The organism is Pyramidobacter piscolens W5455, assembly GCF_000177335.1.
GTDB lineage: Bacteria > Synergistota > Synergistia > Synergistales > Dethiosulfovibrionaceae > Pyramidobacter > Pyramidobacter piscolens.
In genome coordinates this window covers 1-14408 of sequence record NZ_ADFP01000015.1, presented here as the reverse complement: position 1 = coordinate 14408, position 14408 = coordinate 1, and the positions used below count along the sequence as shown (strand labels likewise).

Here is a 14408-nt window from a genome sequence, read left to right as displayed (position 1 = left end):
CTGGTCGTCTTCGCGCAGTTTGCGGCGCAGGACTTTGCCGAGGGCGTTGCGGGGCAGATCGGTGACCAGTTTGATGCTGCGCGGCACTTTGTAGTGGGGCAGGCGCTCGCGGCACCAGTCGGCCAGTTCGGAGGATGTGGTGGTCACGCCCTCCTTGAGGATCACGAAGGCGCGCACGATCTGTCCCGTGACGGAGCGCGACACGCCGACGGCGGCCGATTCCATGACTTTGGGATTGGAGTTGAGCACGGCTTCGACTTCCTGCGGGTAGACGTTGAAGCCGCCGACGATGATCAGATCGCTGACGCGTTCCTGGATGAAGACGTTGCGCTTTTCGTCGACGCGCACCATGTCGCCGGTGTTGAACCAGCCGTTTTGAAATTTCTCGGCCGTGATCTGGGGGGCGTTGAAGTATCCCGACGCCACGTTGGGGCCTTTGACCCAAAGCACGCCTTCGTCGCCGGCCGCGGGCGAGCCGTCGACGTCGCGCAGCTGGTATTCGATGTCTTCGAGCAGCGGCCCCACCGAACCTTCGGGAGAACCGCCCGTCGCCTGGGCTGCGAGGATGGGCGAGCACTCGGTCAGGCCGTAGCCCTCGATGGGCCTGCCGCCGAGAAGCTGAGCGATGCGCCCGCGCAGCGAGGGCACGAGACGGTCGCCGCCGGAGACCACGTATTTGACGCGGCGGGGCTTCCAGCCCGTCTTGGCTGCGGCGCCGCAAAGGAAGTGCAGCAGCGTGGGCACCGTCACCAACAGCGTGGCGCCGCCTTCGTCGATGGCGCGCATGGTGCCTTCGACGGGCAAAAAGTTGCTGCGGATCACCTGGGGAATGCCGACAAACAGAGGCATGAATCCGGAAACGACACAGCCCAGCGTGTGAAAGTTGGGCAGCACGTTGAGCATGGTCTGCTCGCCGATGTCGGGAAGCACTTGTTTCAGCGCCTGATCCAGGCAGGTGAGGATGTTCATGTGAGTGAGCGGCACGCCCTTGGGCGTGCCCGTCGTGCCGGAAGTATAGAAGATCGAGCAGCAATCTTCGCTGGATTTGAGCGAAGGCGCGGCCTTGAACTCGGGCAGCGGGCCCGTGGCTTCGAGAAACACGAACGGGACCGGCAGCCCTCTGAGCCCTTCGGCATGTTCTTTCAACGCCGGAGCGGCGACGATCACCGCCGGCATGGAGTGTTTGATCAGCGCGCCGAGCGCCTGAGGTCCGGCCAGGGCGTTGAGCGGGGTTACGGAACCGCGCATTTTCCAGGCCGCCATGCACAGCGCCAAAAACGACGGACTGTTGGGCAGCATCGTCGCGATGCGGTCTCCGGCGCCGAAACCGGCTGCCTGCAGCCGCGTTACGTTTTCCTCTGCAAGACGGAACACGCGCTCCGCGGTCCACCATTCGCCTTCGTACCATGCCATCTGCCGAGGCGCCGACCAGTGAGCCGCAATAACGTCTTCCAGTCTCAATTTCTCTGCCATGGAAATACCCCTCCCGAAAAAATCCTTCGAACTTTCATGAATTCGCCGTGAAAGGCATAAGAAGACCTGCGGGAAGAACTCCGCCGCATGAAAAACGGCGTTTCGGCCGCAAGCGGCGGACGTCGTAAAACCGCTTTTCGGCCACAGCGATTGTCCCTTGGCGTGCCAAAAAAGAAAAAAGAGACAAATTTTCCCCCTGAAAAAATGTCCCGGCCGCGTCTCAAATGCCAGGCAATAGTGTATCATATGCAAGATAAAGTGGAGCGATTTTTTTGAAATTTTTTCGCCCTTTCGTGGGATAATAGTCAGCGGACGAAAATATTCAGCGTAGGAGGCTGATGGCAATGGCAGCACCGTGGGTATACATCAAAGATCTGAAAGATCATACAGGCGAGAGCGTCTGCGTGAAAGGCTGGATGTACAACAAGCGCAGTTCGGGAAAGATTCACTTCCTCCAGCTTCGCGACGGCTCGGGAACCGTTCAGGGCGTGATGGTCAAGGGCGAAGTTCCCGACGGACAGTTCGAAGCCGCCAAAGGGCTCTGGCTCGAGGCCAGTCTCGAAGCGACCGGCGTCGTGCGTACCGACAGCCGCGCGCCTTCCGGCGTGGAGCTGACCGTGACCGACCTGAAGATCCTTCAGAACCCCAGCGAAGAGTATCCGATCGGCAAGAAGGACCACGGCATCGATTTCCTGCTCGATACTCGCCATCTCTGGCTGCGCTCCAGCCGCCAGAACGCGTTGATGAAGATCCGCAACGAGATCATCTGGAGCTGGCGCAAGTTCTTTCACGACCGCGGCTTCATGCTCATGGACAGCCCCATCCTCACCGGCTCGATCGGCGAAGGCGCCGACGGACTGTTCGAGCTCGATTACTTCGACCAGAAAGCCTATCTGGCCCAGACCGGGCAGCTCTATGCCGAAGCCGCGGCCATGGCCTTCGGCAAAGTTTACTGCTTCGGCCCCACCTTCCGCGCCGAAAAATCGAAGACCCGCCGTCACCTCACCGAGTTCTGGATGCTCGAGCCGGAAATGGCCTTCTACGACAACAAGATGAACATGCAGCTTCAGGAAGACCTGGTCGTCGACACGGTGAAGAACGTGCTCGCCCATTGCGAAAAAGAGCTGGCCGTGCTCGAACGCGACGTCGAGCCGCTTGAAAAAGTCGTCGCCGGCCCGTTCTACCACCTCGACTACCGCGACGCCGTCAAGAAACTCAACGAACTGGGCAGCGACATCGAATTCGGCGACGACCTCGGCGCCGACGACGAGACCGTCCTCACCCGGCAGTACGACCGCCCCGTCTTCGTCGAGAACTACCCCAAAGACGCCAAGGCGTTTTACATGAAAGCCAACCCCGAAGACAACGGCGAGACCGTGGTCTGCTCCGACCTGCTCGCGCCCGAAGGCTACGGCGAGATCATCGGCGGTTCGCAGCGCGAAGAGGATTACGACCGGCTGCTGAACCGCATGAAAGAGCTGAAGATGAACCCCGCCGACTACGACTGGTACCTCGACCTGCGCAAATTCGGGTCCGTGCCCCACAGCGGCTTCGGCATCGGCCTCGAACGCACCATCACCTGGATCTGCGGCCTGCCCCACATCCGCGAAGTCATTCCGTTCCCCAGAACCATCTACCGCCTCAAGCCGTAAATCGGCGGACGCTTTCGAAACAACAAGCTCTCCCCGGTCCCGCGACGCGGATCGGGGAGAGCTTGTTTCGTCCGCGCGCCGCCAAGCGGGCGGTTGACAGAAAACTGCTCCCAATGTAGACTCATAAAGTCTATAAAATCGAAGAATCGTATAGATCTGTTGAGCGGCTTGTTCTTGCCATTTTTTGAAAAACATCGCTAGAAGTTATTTGCGTCGAGAATTTTCGCGCAGAGATAAAATCCGTCGATAGCGGCGTCATTTCTGTTTTTTCACATGTCAAGGGGCGCATCAAAGCAAATGATCGAGATTACGAATGTAAATAAACATTTTGATGATCTGCACGTCCTGAAAGATGTCAGCCTTACCATTGCCAACAATGAAGTTTTCGGCCTTGTGGGGCCCAGCGGAGTAGGCAAATCTACTCTCCTTGACTGCCTTATCGGGCTTTCCAAATACGATAGTGGTTCTATTTGTATTGATGGCATTAGGCTCGAAGAATTGAATGAAGAGGCCATGCGAGGGTTTCGCAGAAAAATAGGCATGATCTTTCAGAACTTTTCGCTTGTCTCGCGTAAAGATGTGTACCATAATATTTCACTTCCTATGGAATGCTGGCATTTTCCTGCAAAGGAAATCAGGGAACGTGTCGAACGCTTCGCTGAACTGACTAGCATACAGGACAAACTTGGAAAACGCCCTGATGAACTCAGCGGCGGGCAGAAACAGCGCGTCGCCATTGCCCGCGCTCTTACTATGGAACCCAGATACCTTCTTTGCGATGAGTGCACGAGTGCGCTTGATCCGAAAAGCACGCAGGCCATTCTTGCGCTTCTTAAAAATCTGTGTGAAAAAATCGGTCTTACCATCATCATGGTTACTCATGAAATGGCTGTCGTAGAGAGCATCTGTCAGCGTATGGCAGTGCTTGAAAGCGGCCGCATCGCAGCTATAGGCGATGTTGGAGAGATGTTCCGCAATAAACCTGAAGAACTTCGCCGTCTTCTCGGAGACGGCGTGAGCGAGGTCTCCATCACTCTTCCATCCGAAGATCTGGAGAAGTGCAAAGCCTTCCTGGACTCGGAAGGAATGGCATATAAAATTTCCCGAGGATTCTGACAATGACAGAAATCATGGATCACCTGCTTCGGGGGTCTAACCTTGTCCGTTATTTCCCTAACGTCATTCTTCCCGCTATTCTTGACACGCTTGTTATGGTCGTCGGTTCGGCGGTACTTGCCATCTTCTTCGGCATCCTTTTGGGAGTTGTGCTTATCCTGACTGACAAAGACGGTCTTTCTCCCCATCCCGTTATATATGCCGTGCTTGGCAGACTCACCGACATTGTCCGTTCGTTTCCTATGATGATTCTCATTGTCGCCATAGCGCCACTCACACGTATGGTCATCGGCACGAAAGTCGGCGTTAGAGCGGCGATCTTTGCCATCACCATCGGCAGCACTCCCTTTGCGACGCGCATGACCGAAAACTCTCTGCGCACTGTTGACCCTAAACTTGTCAAGGCCGCCAAAGCTTTTGGAGCCTCTAAACTCCAGATCATCTTCAAAGTCATGATGGTCGAGGCTTTGCCTTCCCTCGTCTCCAACTTTACCATTATGCTCATCAATATGCTCAACACCACCGCTATGGCCGGCGCCGTCGGGGCCGGCGGACTCGGAGCGGTTGCCCTTACCTATGGATATCAGAGGTTTGACCTCGTTATCATGTATTTTGTCGTGGCTCTGCTGATAGTTCTTGTGCTCGTCATACAGGGTTTCGGGAACACTCTTTATCGAAGAGTAAAATGAACCTCGGGAGGAAAAAACACTACAATGAGGAAAAGTTATCTTGCGCTTGTACTGGGACTGGCTGTCGCACTTATGGGCACGGCCGCTTTTGCAAAGAGCGGTATGGTTGTGAAGATCGGCGGGACCTCTATCTCCCATGTTTTCTACGAAGCCATCGAGAGCAAATTCCGCGCCAAGGGATATGACTGCGAATTTATCATGTTCGATTCCAATCCCGTTGTCCTCGAAGCGTGCGCCAGCGGTGCGGTTGACATCGCCATTGGACAGCATAAGAAATATGTCCGTATCTTTAGCAAAAACAATAACACCAATCTTGACATGGTAAAGCCCTACGGCATGTATACCGGCATCGGCCTGTATTCGAAGAGGTACAAGACCTCCGCTGAATTTCCTGAAGGCGCCCGGATTGCCGTCATGAATGATGCGATGAACGAAAACATCGCTCTTCGTATTCTCGAAAAGGAACGGCTCATCGAGGTCGCCAAGGATGTCCAGCTTGCCACCACTGCTGACATTCTTTCCAACCCCAAAAAACTGAAAATTATCGAAATGGACCAGGCTCAGACGGTTACCACCCTTGACGACATGGCAGGAGCTTGTATTTTCTTTACCCACATGTCGGCGGCTAAAGGCGATCCTTCCAGCTATATTGCTCGCGATGACGTCATGGTCAACATCCCTATGGGAGCCATTACCAAAGCTGAGAACCTTTCAGCTGGATGGGCTATTGCCTTTGCTGAGTGTTTTAGGGACCCTACGGTCCAGAAACAGATCTCCTCAGTGTTCCCTGGCGTCTTTGAATTCTACGTCAGCGACGAACAGGTCAAGGAATAATGCGTCAGGAGTGGCTTGACAGCATTGCCACTCTCTCCTGCGTCCTTGATTTGAAACGCTGTCCCGTGGGAATAAGGGTTATCAAGACCGAAGAAGAGTGCAGTTCTTTTGAAGGGTTGGCGCTGAAAGCTCCCATCAACTACTGTCAAATGATCGTTGCCGCGTCGCGCGGGCACGTAATCAAGGCCTGCTCCGAAAGTTTCAAGTGCCGGAGCGGCGCTCGCGCTCTTGGCATCGATAAAAGCGATCCTAAAAACGCGCATGGAGAAAATTGGGATCGTCTAGGTCTGTACAAAGGGGCCGATTTATGCCGCGAGATCCGCGAAAGCCTGTGCTACTCGCAGGAGAACGCATACGGTCTGCTGATCGGAGCGCTCCATCTCATGCCCGTGGAATCAGACGTCGTCATGATCGCTGCCAATCCCTTCAACGTTATGCGCATCGTACAAGGGTACGCTTATCACTACGGTATGCTTAAAAACGTCAATATGATTGGCAATCAGGCGATATGCCTTGAGTGTACTGCGCGTCCTTACGTTCTGAAGGATATGAATGTATCGGTGCTGTGTATCGGCACACGCCACCGTGCTGGCTGGCAAGATGATGAAATGGCTGTTGGCATTCCACAGGCCCAGTTTATTGATGTAGTCGATGGAATACTCAGTACGCTTAATCAGATGGAAAGCGACCGCAACAAACAGATCATTCAGGCCAAGTTTGAGAAAGCGGGAATCCCGTACCCGATCCGTTTCCATTATAACTATTATATGGAATGCTAAAAAACAGGGAAAGTGACGGCTGCACTCGCCTCAAGAGCAAGCTCAGCCTTGGATGTATATCCCTATCATTGTTTTCCAGATATGATCGTAAGGGGGGGGAACGCTCCGAGTCTCGTAAGATTTCCTTGATCTTCGTTTGCGAATCTGTGTTGTCGCTGAGGGAGCGGAGAGAGCTTTTATTCGCCGAAAAGCGCTTGGTTGAGCGGCGCGCTGTAAGAAGTCGTTAATCTTTTTTAATGAAAACGGTATGAACAGCCGGTTGATAGAAACAAAAGCTCGATGTACTCTCAGAAAGCATATAAATATTCTGTATGACGAAAGGGGTATGTTTTTCGATGAAGAAACTGTTTCTGGCGGCTGCGGCCGTCGCAATGCTGGCCGGATCGGCCGGTGCGTCGGAGATGGCGCAGAGCGGCAAGGGCATGACGGTGTGGTTCGACGCGGGTGGCTCGGTGGGGGAACCTTACGCGACAACGGTGGTCAACGGTGCCAAGCAGGCAGCCATAGATTTGGGCGTCGATCTCAAGATCGTCTATTCGGACTGGAACCCGGAAAAGATGCTCGAAAACTTCAAGACCGGCCTGGCGGCCAATCCCACCGGCTTCGTGGTGATGGGACATCCCGGCGACGACGCTTACGAACCGCTGATTGACGAAGCGTTCGCCAAGGGCATGATCGTCACCTGCGTGGACACGGCGCTGCCGCGTCTGCAGGGCAAGTATCAGGCGCGCGGCTTTGGCTACGTCGGTACGGACAACTGGCGGCAGGGAGCCGAGATGGCGCGCGAGATCCTGCGCCGCGGCGGCTTGAAGCAGGGCGACCGCGCCTTCGTGTGGGGACTGAAGCGCCTCGAAGGGCGCGGACGCCGCGCCCGTGCGCTGCTGGAGGAGTTCGGAAAGGCTGGACTGACCGTGGACTATCTTGAGATCTCCGACGAGATCAACAAAGACGCGGCCCTCGGCGCGCCGGTGCTGTCGGGTTATCTGGCGTCGCATCCCGACTGCAAGGTCATCGTCGTCGACCACGGCGGACTGACGGGACAGCTGGGCAACTTCCTGCGGGCGGCGGGCGTCAAGCCGGGCGAGATCTACGCCACGGGCTTCAGCCTGACGCCGGCGACTGTCGGCGCCATCGAGGCCGGCTACCTGAACCTGACCTCCGAAGCGCAGCCCTATCTGATGGGCTACCTCTCGGTGCTGCAGATCGTCAACACCGCCAAATACAAGTTCGGCGGCCTGAATGTCGATACGGGCGGCGGCTATATTTCGCAAGACAACATCGCGGCGGTCGCGCCGCTGGCGAACGCCGGTATCCGTTAAAGCTTTTTTTGCGGCGGGGAGAGATTTTCTCCCCGCTTTTTGTTATGATGGAGAAAATTTCCCTTTGGAACGGAGGCAATGGAATGGCGTCACCATACGCGGTGGAGCTGCGCGGTTTGTGGAAGTCCTTCGGCGCCGTGTCGGCGTTGCGCGGCGCTTCGCTGGCGCTGAAAAAAGGTGAGGTCCTGGCGTTGCTGGGCGACAACGGCGCGGGCAAATCCACGCTGATCAAGATTCTGGCCGGGGTCTATCGCCCCGACCGCGGCGAGATGATCGTGGATGGGCGCCCCGTCGATTTCCGTGCGTATTCGGTAGCCCAGGCGCGGACGATGGGGATCGAGACGGTTTATCAGGAACGTTCGCTGGGCGAGCGCCAGCCGCTATGGCGCAACGTCTTCGCCGGACGGCCGCTGAAAAACTGGCTGGGTTTCATCGACGCCCGCCGCGAGAAGGCGGAGACGATGAAACTGCTGGCGGACGTCCTCGGACTGAAGGGCGCGGGACTGTACGCCGACGCCAGCGCCCTGACACTCTCCGGCGGCGAGCGTCAGGGACTGGCCATCGCGCGAGCCATGTACTTCGACGCCTCGATCATTGTTCTCGACGAGCCGACCACGGCGCTGGCCGTATCGGAGGTGGAGAAGGTTCTGGAATTCGTGGCGCGCATCCGAGACTCTGGCAAGAGCTGCATCTTCATCAGCCACGAGCTGGCGCACGTGTACCGCGCCGCCGACCGCTTCGCCCTGATGGGGCGCGGGCGGGTTGCCGCCGTGCTGGAAAAAAATGACGTCACGCCGGACGGTCTGATGCGCCGTCTGATGATGGGAGGCGAAGGCGATGAACTGGCGTAATTACCGCCGTCAGACGCTGGTGACGCTGCTCCTGCTGGCGCTGTGGGGCACGTTTGCCCTGGCCAGCCCGGTGACGTTCGGCAACGCGCGCATTTACCGCTCTTTTATGTCCACCATTCCCGTGACGACGGTCCTGACGTTGGGCATGACGCTGCTGATCGTCGCGGGCGAGATGGACATGAGTTTCCCGTCCGTGTCGGCGGTCGCGGCCTTCGTCTTCGCCTGGGCCTACGCGAAGGCGGGGATCGATCCGTGGGCGGCGTTCGTCGCCGCGCTAGCGGCGGGGGCGCTGATGGGCTGGTTCAACGGCTTGCTCGTCGTCGTTGTCGGTGTGCCGTCAATTATCGCCACGATCGGCGCGCAGTTTTTATGGCGCGGTCTGGCGCTGCTGCTTTCTGACGGCATAGCGATCCCGCTGGCGCAAGTGCGCGGCACGTCGCTTTATCAGGTCTTCACGGGGCGACTGGGCGCGTGGGGCGTTCCCGCTCAAGCGCTCTGGGCGGTGGGGACTGCCGTCTGTCTGGGGTTGCTGCTGAACCGCCGCCCGTTCGGCGAGGCGCTGTTGTTCATCGGCGACAACCGCAAGACGGCGGAGATGATGGGTATCCGCGTGCCGCGTGTGCGCGTCGGCGCGTTCGTGCTGATGGGCTTTCTGGCGGCTTTTGCCGGGATGCTGGCGACGCTGGAGCTGAACAACTGGTGGCCGACGCAGGGCGACGGCTATATGCTGCTGGTGTTTGCGGCCGTCTTCGTGGGCGGCACATCGGCCTACGGCGGGCAGGGGACGGTCTACGGCTCGTTCATTGGCTCGATTGTCATCGGCATCATCGAAGCCGGCATCGTCAGCGCCGGCCTGACGGGGCTCTGGACGCGGTTCGTCCATGGGCTGGTGATCATCCTCTCTCTGTCGGGCTACGCGCTGTTCGCCCGCCGCCGCTGAAAACTGAGGACAACGAAAGGAGCACAATATCATGGAAGCGATTCTCGGCAACGTGATGGTCGACTGCGGCGACGAAACGGAACTGCAAAATTTTTACGCTGAACTGCTGGGCTGGGAAAAGTGTGCGCTGTTCGGCCGCCCGGCGGTCAGAAGCTCGGGCGTCGTCGTCTTCCTGTTCATCGAGGAAGAAGATTACGCGCCGCCCGTGTGGCCGGAGGAAAAAGGGAAACAGCAGAAGCAGATGCATTTCGATTTTCAGGTGGAGGATCTGCCGGAGGCGGTGAAAAAGGCCGAAGCGCTGGGCGCGGTCAAAGCCGCGGCGCAGTTCGGCGGCGGCCAGTTCGTGACCCTGTTCAACCCGCCCGGACACCCGTTTTGCCTGTGCCGGAAATGAGTCTGACGTCAAAGAGGGAAAATAATATTCGATGCGAACCCGGTTTCCGCAATGATCCGCAGGAAATGTTCCACGTGGAACATTTTGCGTCGAAAAAAACGGGCATTTTGACGTCGCGGCTTTTCGGCGGCGCCTCCGCGCCCTTCGCTCTGGTATCGTGAGACGATCTTTTCTGGTTCGCGCCCCTTGTGCCAAAGGAAGTGCTGCTGATGAATTCAATGAAATGGCTTATGGCCGGGGCCATGCTGATCTTCGGTTCCATCGGCCTGTTCGCGCGCCGCGTCCCGCTTTCGTCGGCGCAGATCTCGCTGCTGCGCGCCGCCGTCGGCGGCCTTTGTCTGCTCGCCGCGGCGGCGGGCAACGGGCTCTCGTGGAAAAGGATCCGCGCTAACGCCAGATACCTGCTCATGGCCGGCGCTTTTATAGGCATGAACTTGATCTTGTTCTTCGAGGCGTTCCGCTGGACGTCGATCGCCACGGGCACGGTCTGTTATTATCTGGCCCCCGTGTTCATGCTCTGTCTTGCGCCGTGGCTGCTGCGCGAAAAATTGGCAAGGCGTACGGTCCTCTGCGTCTTCGTCTCGCTGTGCGGTCTGGCCTGCGTCGTGGGGGGCAGCGGCGGCGCGGGGAGGAACGACCTGCTCGGCATTGCCTGCGGCGTCGGCGCGGCCGTCTTCTACGCCTGCGCGGTCATGGCCAACAAATTCCTGCGCGGCGTCACGCCGTACGAGTCCACTGCAGCCGAGCTGCTGCTCGCGGCCACTTTTCTCGCTCCCTACGTGCTTGTCAAGGGGGGCGTCCCGCTGGCCGGTTTGGACGGCGCGGGCTGGTTCTGCCTGGCGGCGCTGTGCCTGATTCACACCGGGCTGGCTTATCTGATGTACTTCACGGCGTTGCGCCGCCTGCCCGCCCAGACCACGGCGGCGCTGAGCTACATCGATCCGCTCTCGGCGATCCTCATGAGCTGGCTGATCCTCGGCGAGTCGATGACGCCGCTGCAACTCGCCGGCGGCGCCCTGATCCTCGGCGCGACGTTCCTGAACGAAATGAAAAAGGATTAACGCACAAAGTCCCCGCTTCCAAACGGAAGCGGGGACTTTGTGCGCGCTGCGCGCTATTGATCGAGGAACGCCCAGGCGCACGCGGCTTCGAAGGCCGCGCCTTTGCGGAGTTGGGATTCGTCGATGGTGAACTTGCAGTGGTGGTGCGGCCAGTCGGTTCCCTTGGCGGCGTCGCCGCAGCCAATGAAGAAGAATGCGCCGGGGACTTTTTCGAGGTAGAAGCTGAAGTCTTCTCCGCCCATGGTCGGCGGCACTTCACGCACCATGTCGGCGCCGAAGATTTCGCGGCCGGTTTCCGCGCCCAGATGCGCCATGGCCGGATCGTTGGCGGTGGGCGGCAGGTTGCGGCGGTAATCCAATTCCGCCGTACAGCGGAAGGCCGCGCCGATGTTCTCGGCCATGCGGCGGATGAACGCCTCGCAGTCGCGGCTGATCTGCGGTTCGAAGGAGCGGGCCGTGCCGATCAGCTCCGCTTCCGAAGGGATGACGTTGAACGCTCCGCCGGCTTTCATGACCCCGGCGGAGAGTACGGCGCTCTTGAGCGGGTCGAGCTCGCGGCTGACGAAAGTTTGCAGCGCGCAGATCAGCTGCGCCGCCGCCACGGTGGGGTCGTGCGTCTGGTGGGGCGAAGCGCCGTGCCCGCCTTGTCCGTGCAGCTTCACCGTCCACGAGTCGGAGCAGGCCATCATCGGCCCGGCGCGCCAGCCCAGCACGCCCGGCGGCAGCGGGCTCCACAGGTGCACGCCGAAGATCGCGTCCACGCCGTCGAGCGCGCGCCCGTCCTCCACCACAGCCCGCGCCCCCTGCACGAACTCGGCCGACTCTTCCGAGGGCTGGAAGATCAGCCGCACCGAACCATGCAGCTGCGTCTTCACTTCGCAGAGCATCCGCACCGCGCCCAGCAGCATGGCCATGTGGCCGTCGTGCCCGCAGGCGTGCATGACGCCGAGATGCCGTGAGGAAAACGGCAGCCCCGTTTCTTCCGCGATCGGCAGCGCGTCGATGTCGGCGCGCAGGGCGACCCGCCGCCCCGGGAGTCCGCCCGCGATGTCGGCGATGACGCCGGTGGGACGGCCGCGCGTGCCAACGGCCACGTTTTCGCAGCCCATCTCCGTCAGCGCCGCGGCGATGTAATCGCTGGTCTTCACTTCGTCGAAAGAAAGCTCGGGAAAAGAATGAAAATGCCGCCGCCAGGCGACGATGGCGCTTTCAAGTTCTTTGGCGCGAGCGTTAAAGTCAGGCTTCTTCATGGCTCAATTCCAGCCGATGGCGATCCCCACGCACATGAAGACCCAGCCGAGCAGCACCACCTTGACGACCAGCGGAAACACGAAGCGGAACCAGCGGTCGAAGGGCACGCGGGTCAGCGCCAGCATGGCCAGCATGCCGCCAACGGTGGGATAGCACAGGTTGGTGACGCCGTCGCCGATCTGGAACGCCATCACGGACACCTGACGGGTCATGCCGACCAGGTCGGAGAGCGGGATCATCACCGGCATCGTCGCCATCGCCTGGCCGGAGCCGGAGGGGATCAGAAAGTTGATCAGGCAGTGGCCCACTGACATCAGCACGGCGGAAGCGTAGACGCCGAGTCCCTGCAGCGGCGCGACCAGCCCGTGGATGACGGCGTCGGTGATGTTGCCGTCCTTCATGACCACCTGAATGGCCAGCGCCACGCCGATGGCCAGCGCGCCCCCGGCGACCGACTTGGCGCCCTCGATCATCAGCTCCACCATCCTGTTGGGACGGATGCCGCCCACAAAAGCGCCGACGATGCCGATGAGCAGGAACAGCCCGGCCATCTCGTTCAGGTACCAGCCGTACCTGAGCACGCCGAAGATCGTGAAGGCCATGCCGGCGACGAATACCGACAAAACGGCCTTGTCGCGCCCGGTCAGCTCGTAGTCTTCGATCGGCTTGGTCAGCGTCAGCCCCGAAGTGTCCGCGTCGGGAACGAGGCTCTTGGAAGGATCGCGGCGGATCCTGTCCATGTAGGAAGTGACGTGGAAGCCCGTGAGGATGATGGCGCACAGGCAGTAGAGCGAGCGGAAGGCGATGCCCGAATAGATGGGCAGCTGGGCGATGGCGTGAGCCGTGCCGACCGTGTAGGGATTGATCGGCGAGGTGGCGAAGCCGATGCCGATGCCGGCGATGGCCATGCCCGCGCCGACCATCACGTCGCCGCCGAGCGCCAGCGCCACGAACACGGCGATGGGCGTGACGGCGATGTTGTTCTCGAAGCCGACGGTGGCGCCGAGGAAACCGAAGATCAACATGACGATCCAGATCAGCTTCTTGTAGTTGCCGACGCCGATCCGCTTCACCGCGTAGCCGACGCCGTGTTCGATGGCGCCGGTGCTCTGCAGCACGTTGAACATCGCGCCGGAGATGAACGTGATGACCACGACGATGCCGGCGTTGACGATGCCGCGGGGAATGGCCGTGAGGAACTGCATCAGCGTCACCGGCGTGGGATCGACCGCGTGGTACGTGGCGGGATCGACGACCTTGCGCCCGTCCACGACGACGCGGTCGTACACTCCCGGCGGCAGGAAATACGTCAGGATCGCCACGGCGACGACGATCAGGAACAATAAAATGTAGGGATGGGGCAGTTTTTCATACCAGCGCTTTTGTACGGTTTCCGTCATAGAAAATTCCCCTTTCCGAAAATAATGACGAACTATGAAATTAAACAATAGAATAGCACCGCAAGAAATCAAAATCAAGAACAAAACTGCATGACGCCCGAAAAGAATCGAGCAAAAAACATTTAAGATCAACAAAATGTCTGAAACGAAGAAGAAAAAACACGCCGTAAAAAATGCGGGACGGATGAGTGGTCATCCGTCCCGCATTTTTTACGGCGTCCGGCGCGTGGCCCGCGCCGGCAAAACTAGCGCCGGGAATTCTCCGAGAAGGGATCGTCGTCCGGGTCGTCGTTCCAGCGGTACTCGATCTGGCGCGCGATCTCCGCCGCCCGCTCGCGGCCGAAGCGGTCGGCGACGAAACCCAGCGCCATGTCCATGCCGGCGGAAACGCCCGAGGACGTGTAGAACTTGCCGTCCGCGACCCAACGTGCTTGGCCGCGCCACAGGACTTTTTCGCCGCACGATGTGACCCAGTCCAGGGCGCGCTTGTTCGACGTGGCTTCGCGCCCGTTCAGCGCGCCGCACCCGGCCAGCAGCGCCGAGCCGGTACAGACGGACAGGCAGTAGGTCGAGGCGTCGGCCAGTTCCCGCAGCGCGGCGAGGAATTCTCCGTCGCCGGCCAGCGGCCGCGTGCCCCGGCCGCCCGGCA

Annotated in this window: 15 protein-coding genes; 11 read left to right on the top strand and 4 right to left on the bottom strand. The window is 59.4% G+C overall.

Annotated features, from left to right (window positions below):
- The coding region (locus tag HMPREF7215_RS01180; RefSeq protein WP_040550038.1) for an AMP-binding protein at positions 1 to 1473 on the bottom strand (1473 nt) is incomplete at its 3' end.
- An 87-nt stretch (positions 1474 to 1560) separates the two neighbouring features.
- Between HMPREF7215_RS01180 and HMPREF7215_RS13465 the strand changes: the two genes are divergently transcribed.
- The 11 genes from HMPREF7215_RS13465 (at position 1561) to HMPREF7215_RS01125 (ending at position 11108) form a co-directional block, all read left to right on the top strand.
- Positions 1561 to 1749: a hypothetical protein gene (locus HMPREF7215_RS13465; RefSeq protein WP_198004531.1), complete on the top strand. Its 189-nt coding sequence runs from the start codon at positions 1561 to 1563 to the stop codon at positions 1747 to 1749.
- A 68-nt stretch (positions 1750 to 1817) separates the two neighbouring features.
- Complete coding sequence (asnS, locus tag HMPREF7215_RS01175) at positions 1818 to 3125, top strand: asparagine--tRNA ligase (RefSeq protein ID WP_009163738.1); 1308 nt, start codon at positions 1818 to 1820, stop codon at positions 3123 to 3125.
- A gap of 297 nt (positions 3126 to 3422) precedes the next feature.
- Entirely contained in the window at positions 3423 to 4241 is an 819-nt protein-coding gene (locus HMPREF7215_RS12675; protein WP_009163736.1) for a methionine ABC transporter ATP-binding protein, read from the top strand.
- 2 nt (positions 4242 to 4243) lie between these two features.
- Positions 4244 to 4930, top strand: a complete 687-nt coding sequence (locus HMPREF7215_RS01160) for a methionine ABC transporter permease (protein ID WP_009163735.1) — start codon at positions 4244 to 4246, stop codon at positions 4928 to 4930.
- A 24-nt stretch (positions 4931 to 4954) separates the two neighbouring features.
- Positions 4955 to 5764 carry a MetQ/NlpA family ABC transporter substrate-binding protein gene (locus HMPREF7215_RS01155; RefSeq protein WP_009163734.1) on the top strand — a complete coding sequence of 270 codons (810 nt, stop codon included), beginning with the start codon at positions 4955 to 4957 and terminating at the stop codon, positions 5762 to 5764.
- Entirely contained in the window at positions 5764 to 6543 is a 780-nt protein-coding gene (locus tag HMPREF7215_RS01150) for a DUF169 domain-containing protein (protein ID WP_009163733.1), read from the top strand. The genes HMPREF7215_RS01155 and HMPREF7215_RS01150 overlap by 1 nt, the downstream gene beginning before the upstream one ends.
- 335 nt (positions 6544 to 6878) lie before the next feature.
- Positions 6879 to 7862 carry a sugar ABC transporter substrate-binding protein gene (locus HMPREF7215_RS01145; protein WP_040550035.1) on the top strand — a complete coding sequence of 328 codons (984 nt, stop codon included), beginning with the start codon at positions 6879 to 6881 and terminating at the stop codon, positions 7860 to 7862.
- A gap of 83 nt (positions 7863 to 7945) precedes the next feature.
- Positions 7946 to 8713, top strand: coding sequence for an ATP-binding cassette domain-containing protein (locus HMPREF7215_RS01140; RefSeq protein ID WP_040550034.1), 768 nt, complete (start codon positions 7946 to 7948; stop codon positions 8711 to 8713).
- Positions 8700 to 9653 (top strand): ABC transporter permease, encoded by a 954-nt coding sequence (locus HMPREF7215_RS01135; RefSeq protein ID WP_009163730.1) that lies wholly within the window; start codon positions 8700 to 8702, stop codon positions 9651 to 9653. The genes HMPREF7215_RS01140 and HMPREF7215_RS01135 overlap by 14 nt, the downstream gene beginning before the upstream one ends.
- A 31-nt stretch (positions 9654 to 9684) precedes the next feature.
- Entirely contained in the window at positions 9685 to 10047 is a 363-nt protein-coding gene (locus tag HMPREF7215_RS01130) for a VOC family protein (protein ID WP_009163729.1), read from the top strand.
- A 209-nt stretch (positions 10048 to 10256) separates the two neighbouring features.
- A complete protein-coding gene (locus HMPREF7215_RS01125) occupies positions 10257 to 11108 on the top strand; it encodes a DMT family transporter (RefSeq protein WP_009163727.1) in 852 nt (283 codons plus the stop codon).
- A gap of 53 nt (positions 11109 to 11161) precedes the next feature.
- On the opposite strand, the gene HMPREF7215_RS01120 is transcribed toward HMPREF7215_RS01125, so the two are convergent.
- The 3 genes from HMPREF7215_RS01120 to HMPREF7215_RS01110 form a co-directional block, all read right to left on the bottom strand.
- Entirely contained in the window at positions 11162 to 12358 is a 1197-nt protein-coding gene (locus HMPREF7215_RS01120) for a M20 metallopeptidase family protein (protein WP_009163726.1), read from the bottom strand.
- Between the two features lie 3 nt (positions 12359 to 12361).
- Positions 12362 to 13759, bottom strand: coding sequence for a YfcC family protein (locus HMPREF7215_RS01115; RefSeq protein WP_040550030.1), 1398 nt, complete (start codon positions 13757 to 13759; stop codon positions 12362 to 12364).
- Between the two features lie 245 nt (positions 13760 to 14004).
- A partial coding sequence (locus tag HMPREF7215_RS01110) for a DJ-1/PfpI family protein (protein ID WP_009163723.1) occupies positions 14005 to 14408 on the bottom strand: 404 nt, incomplete at its 5' end.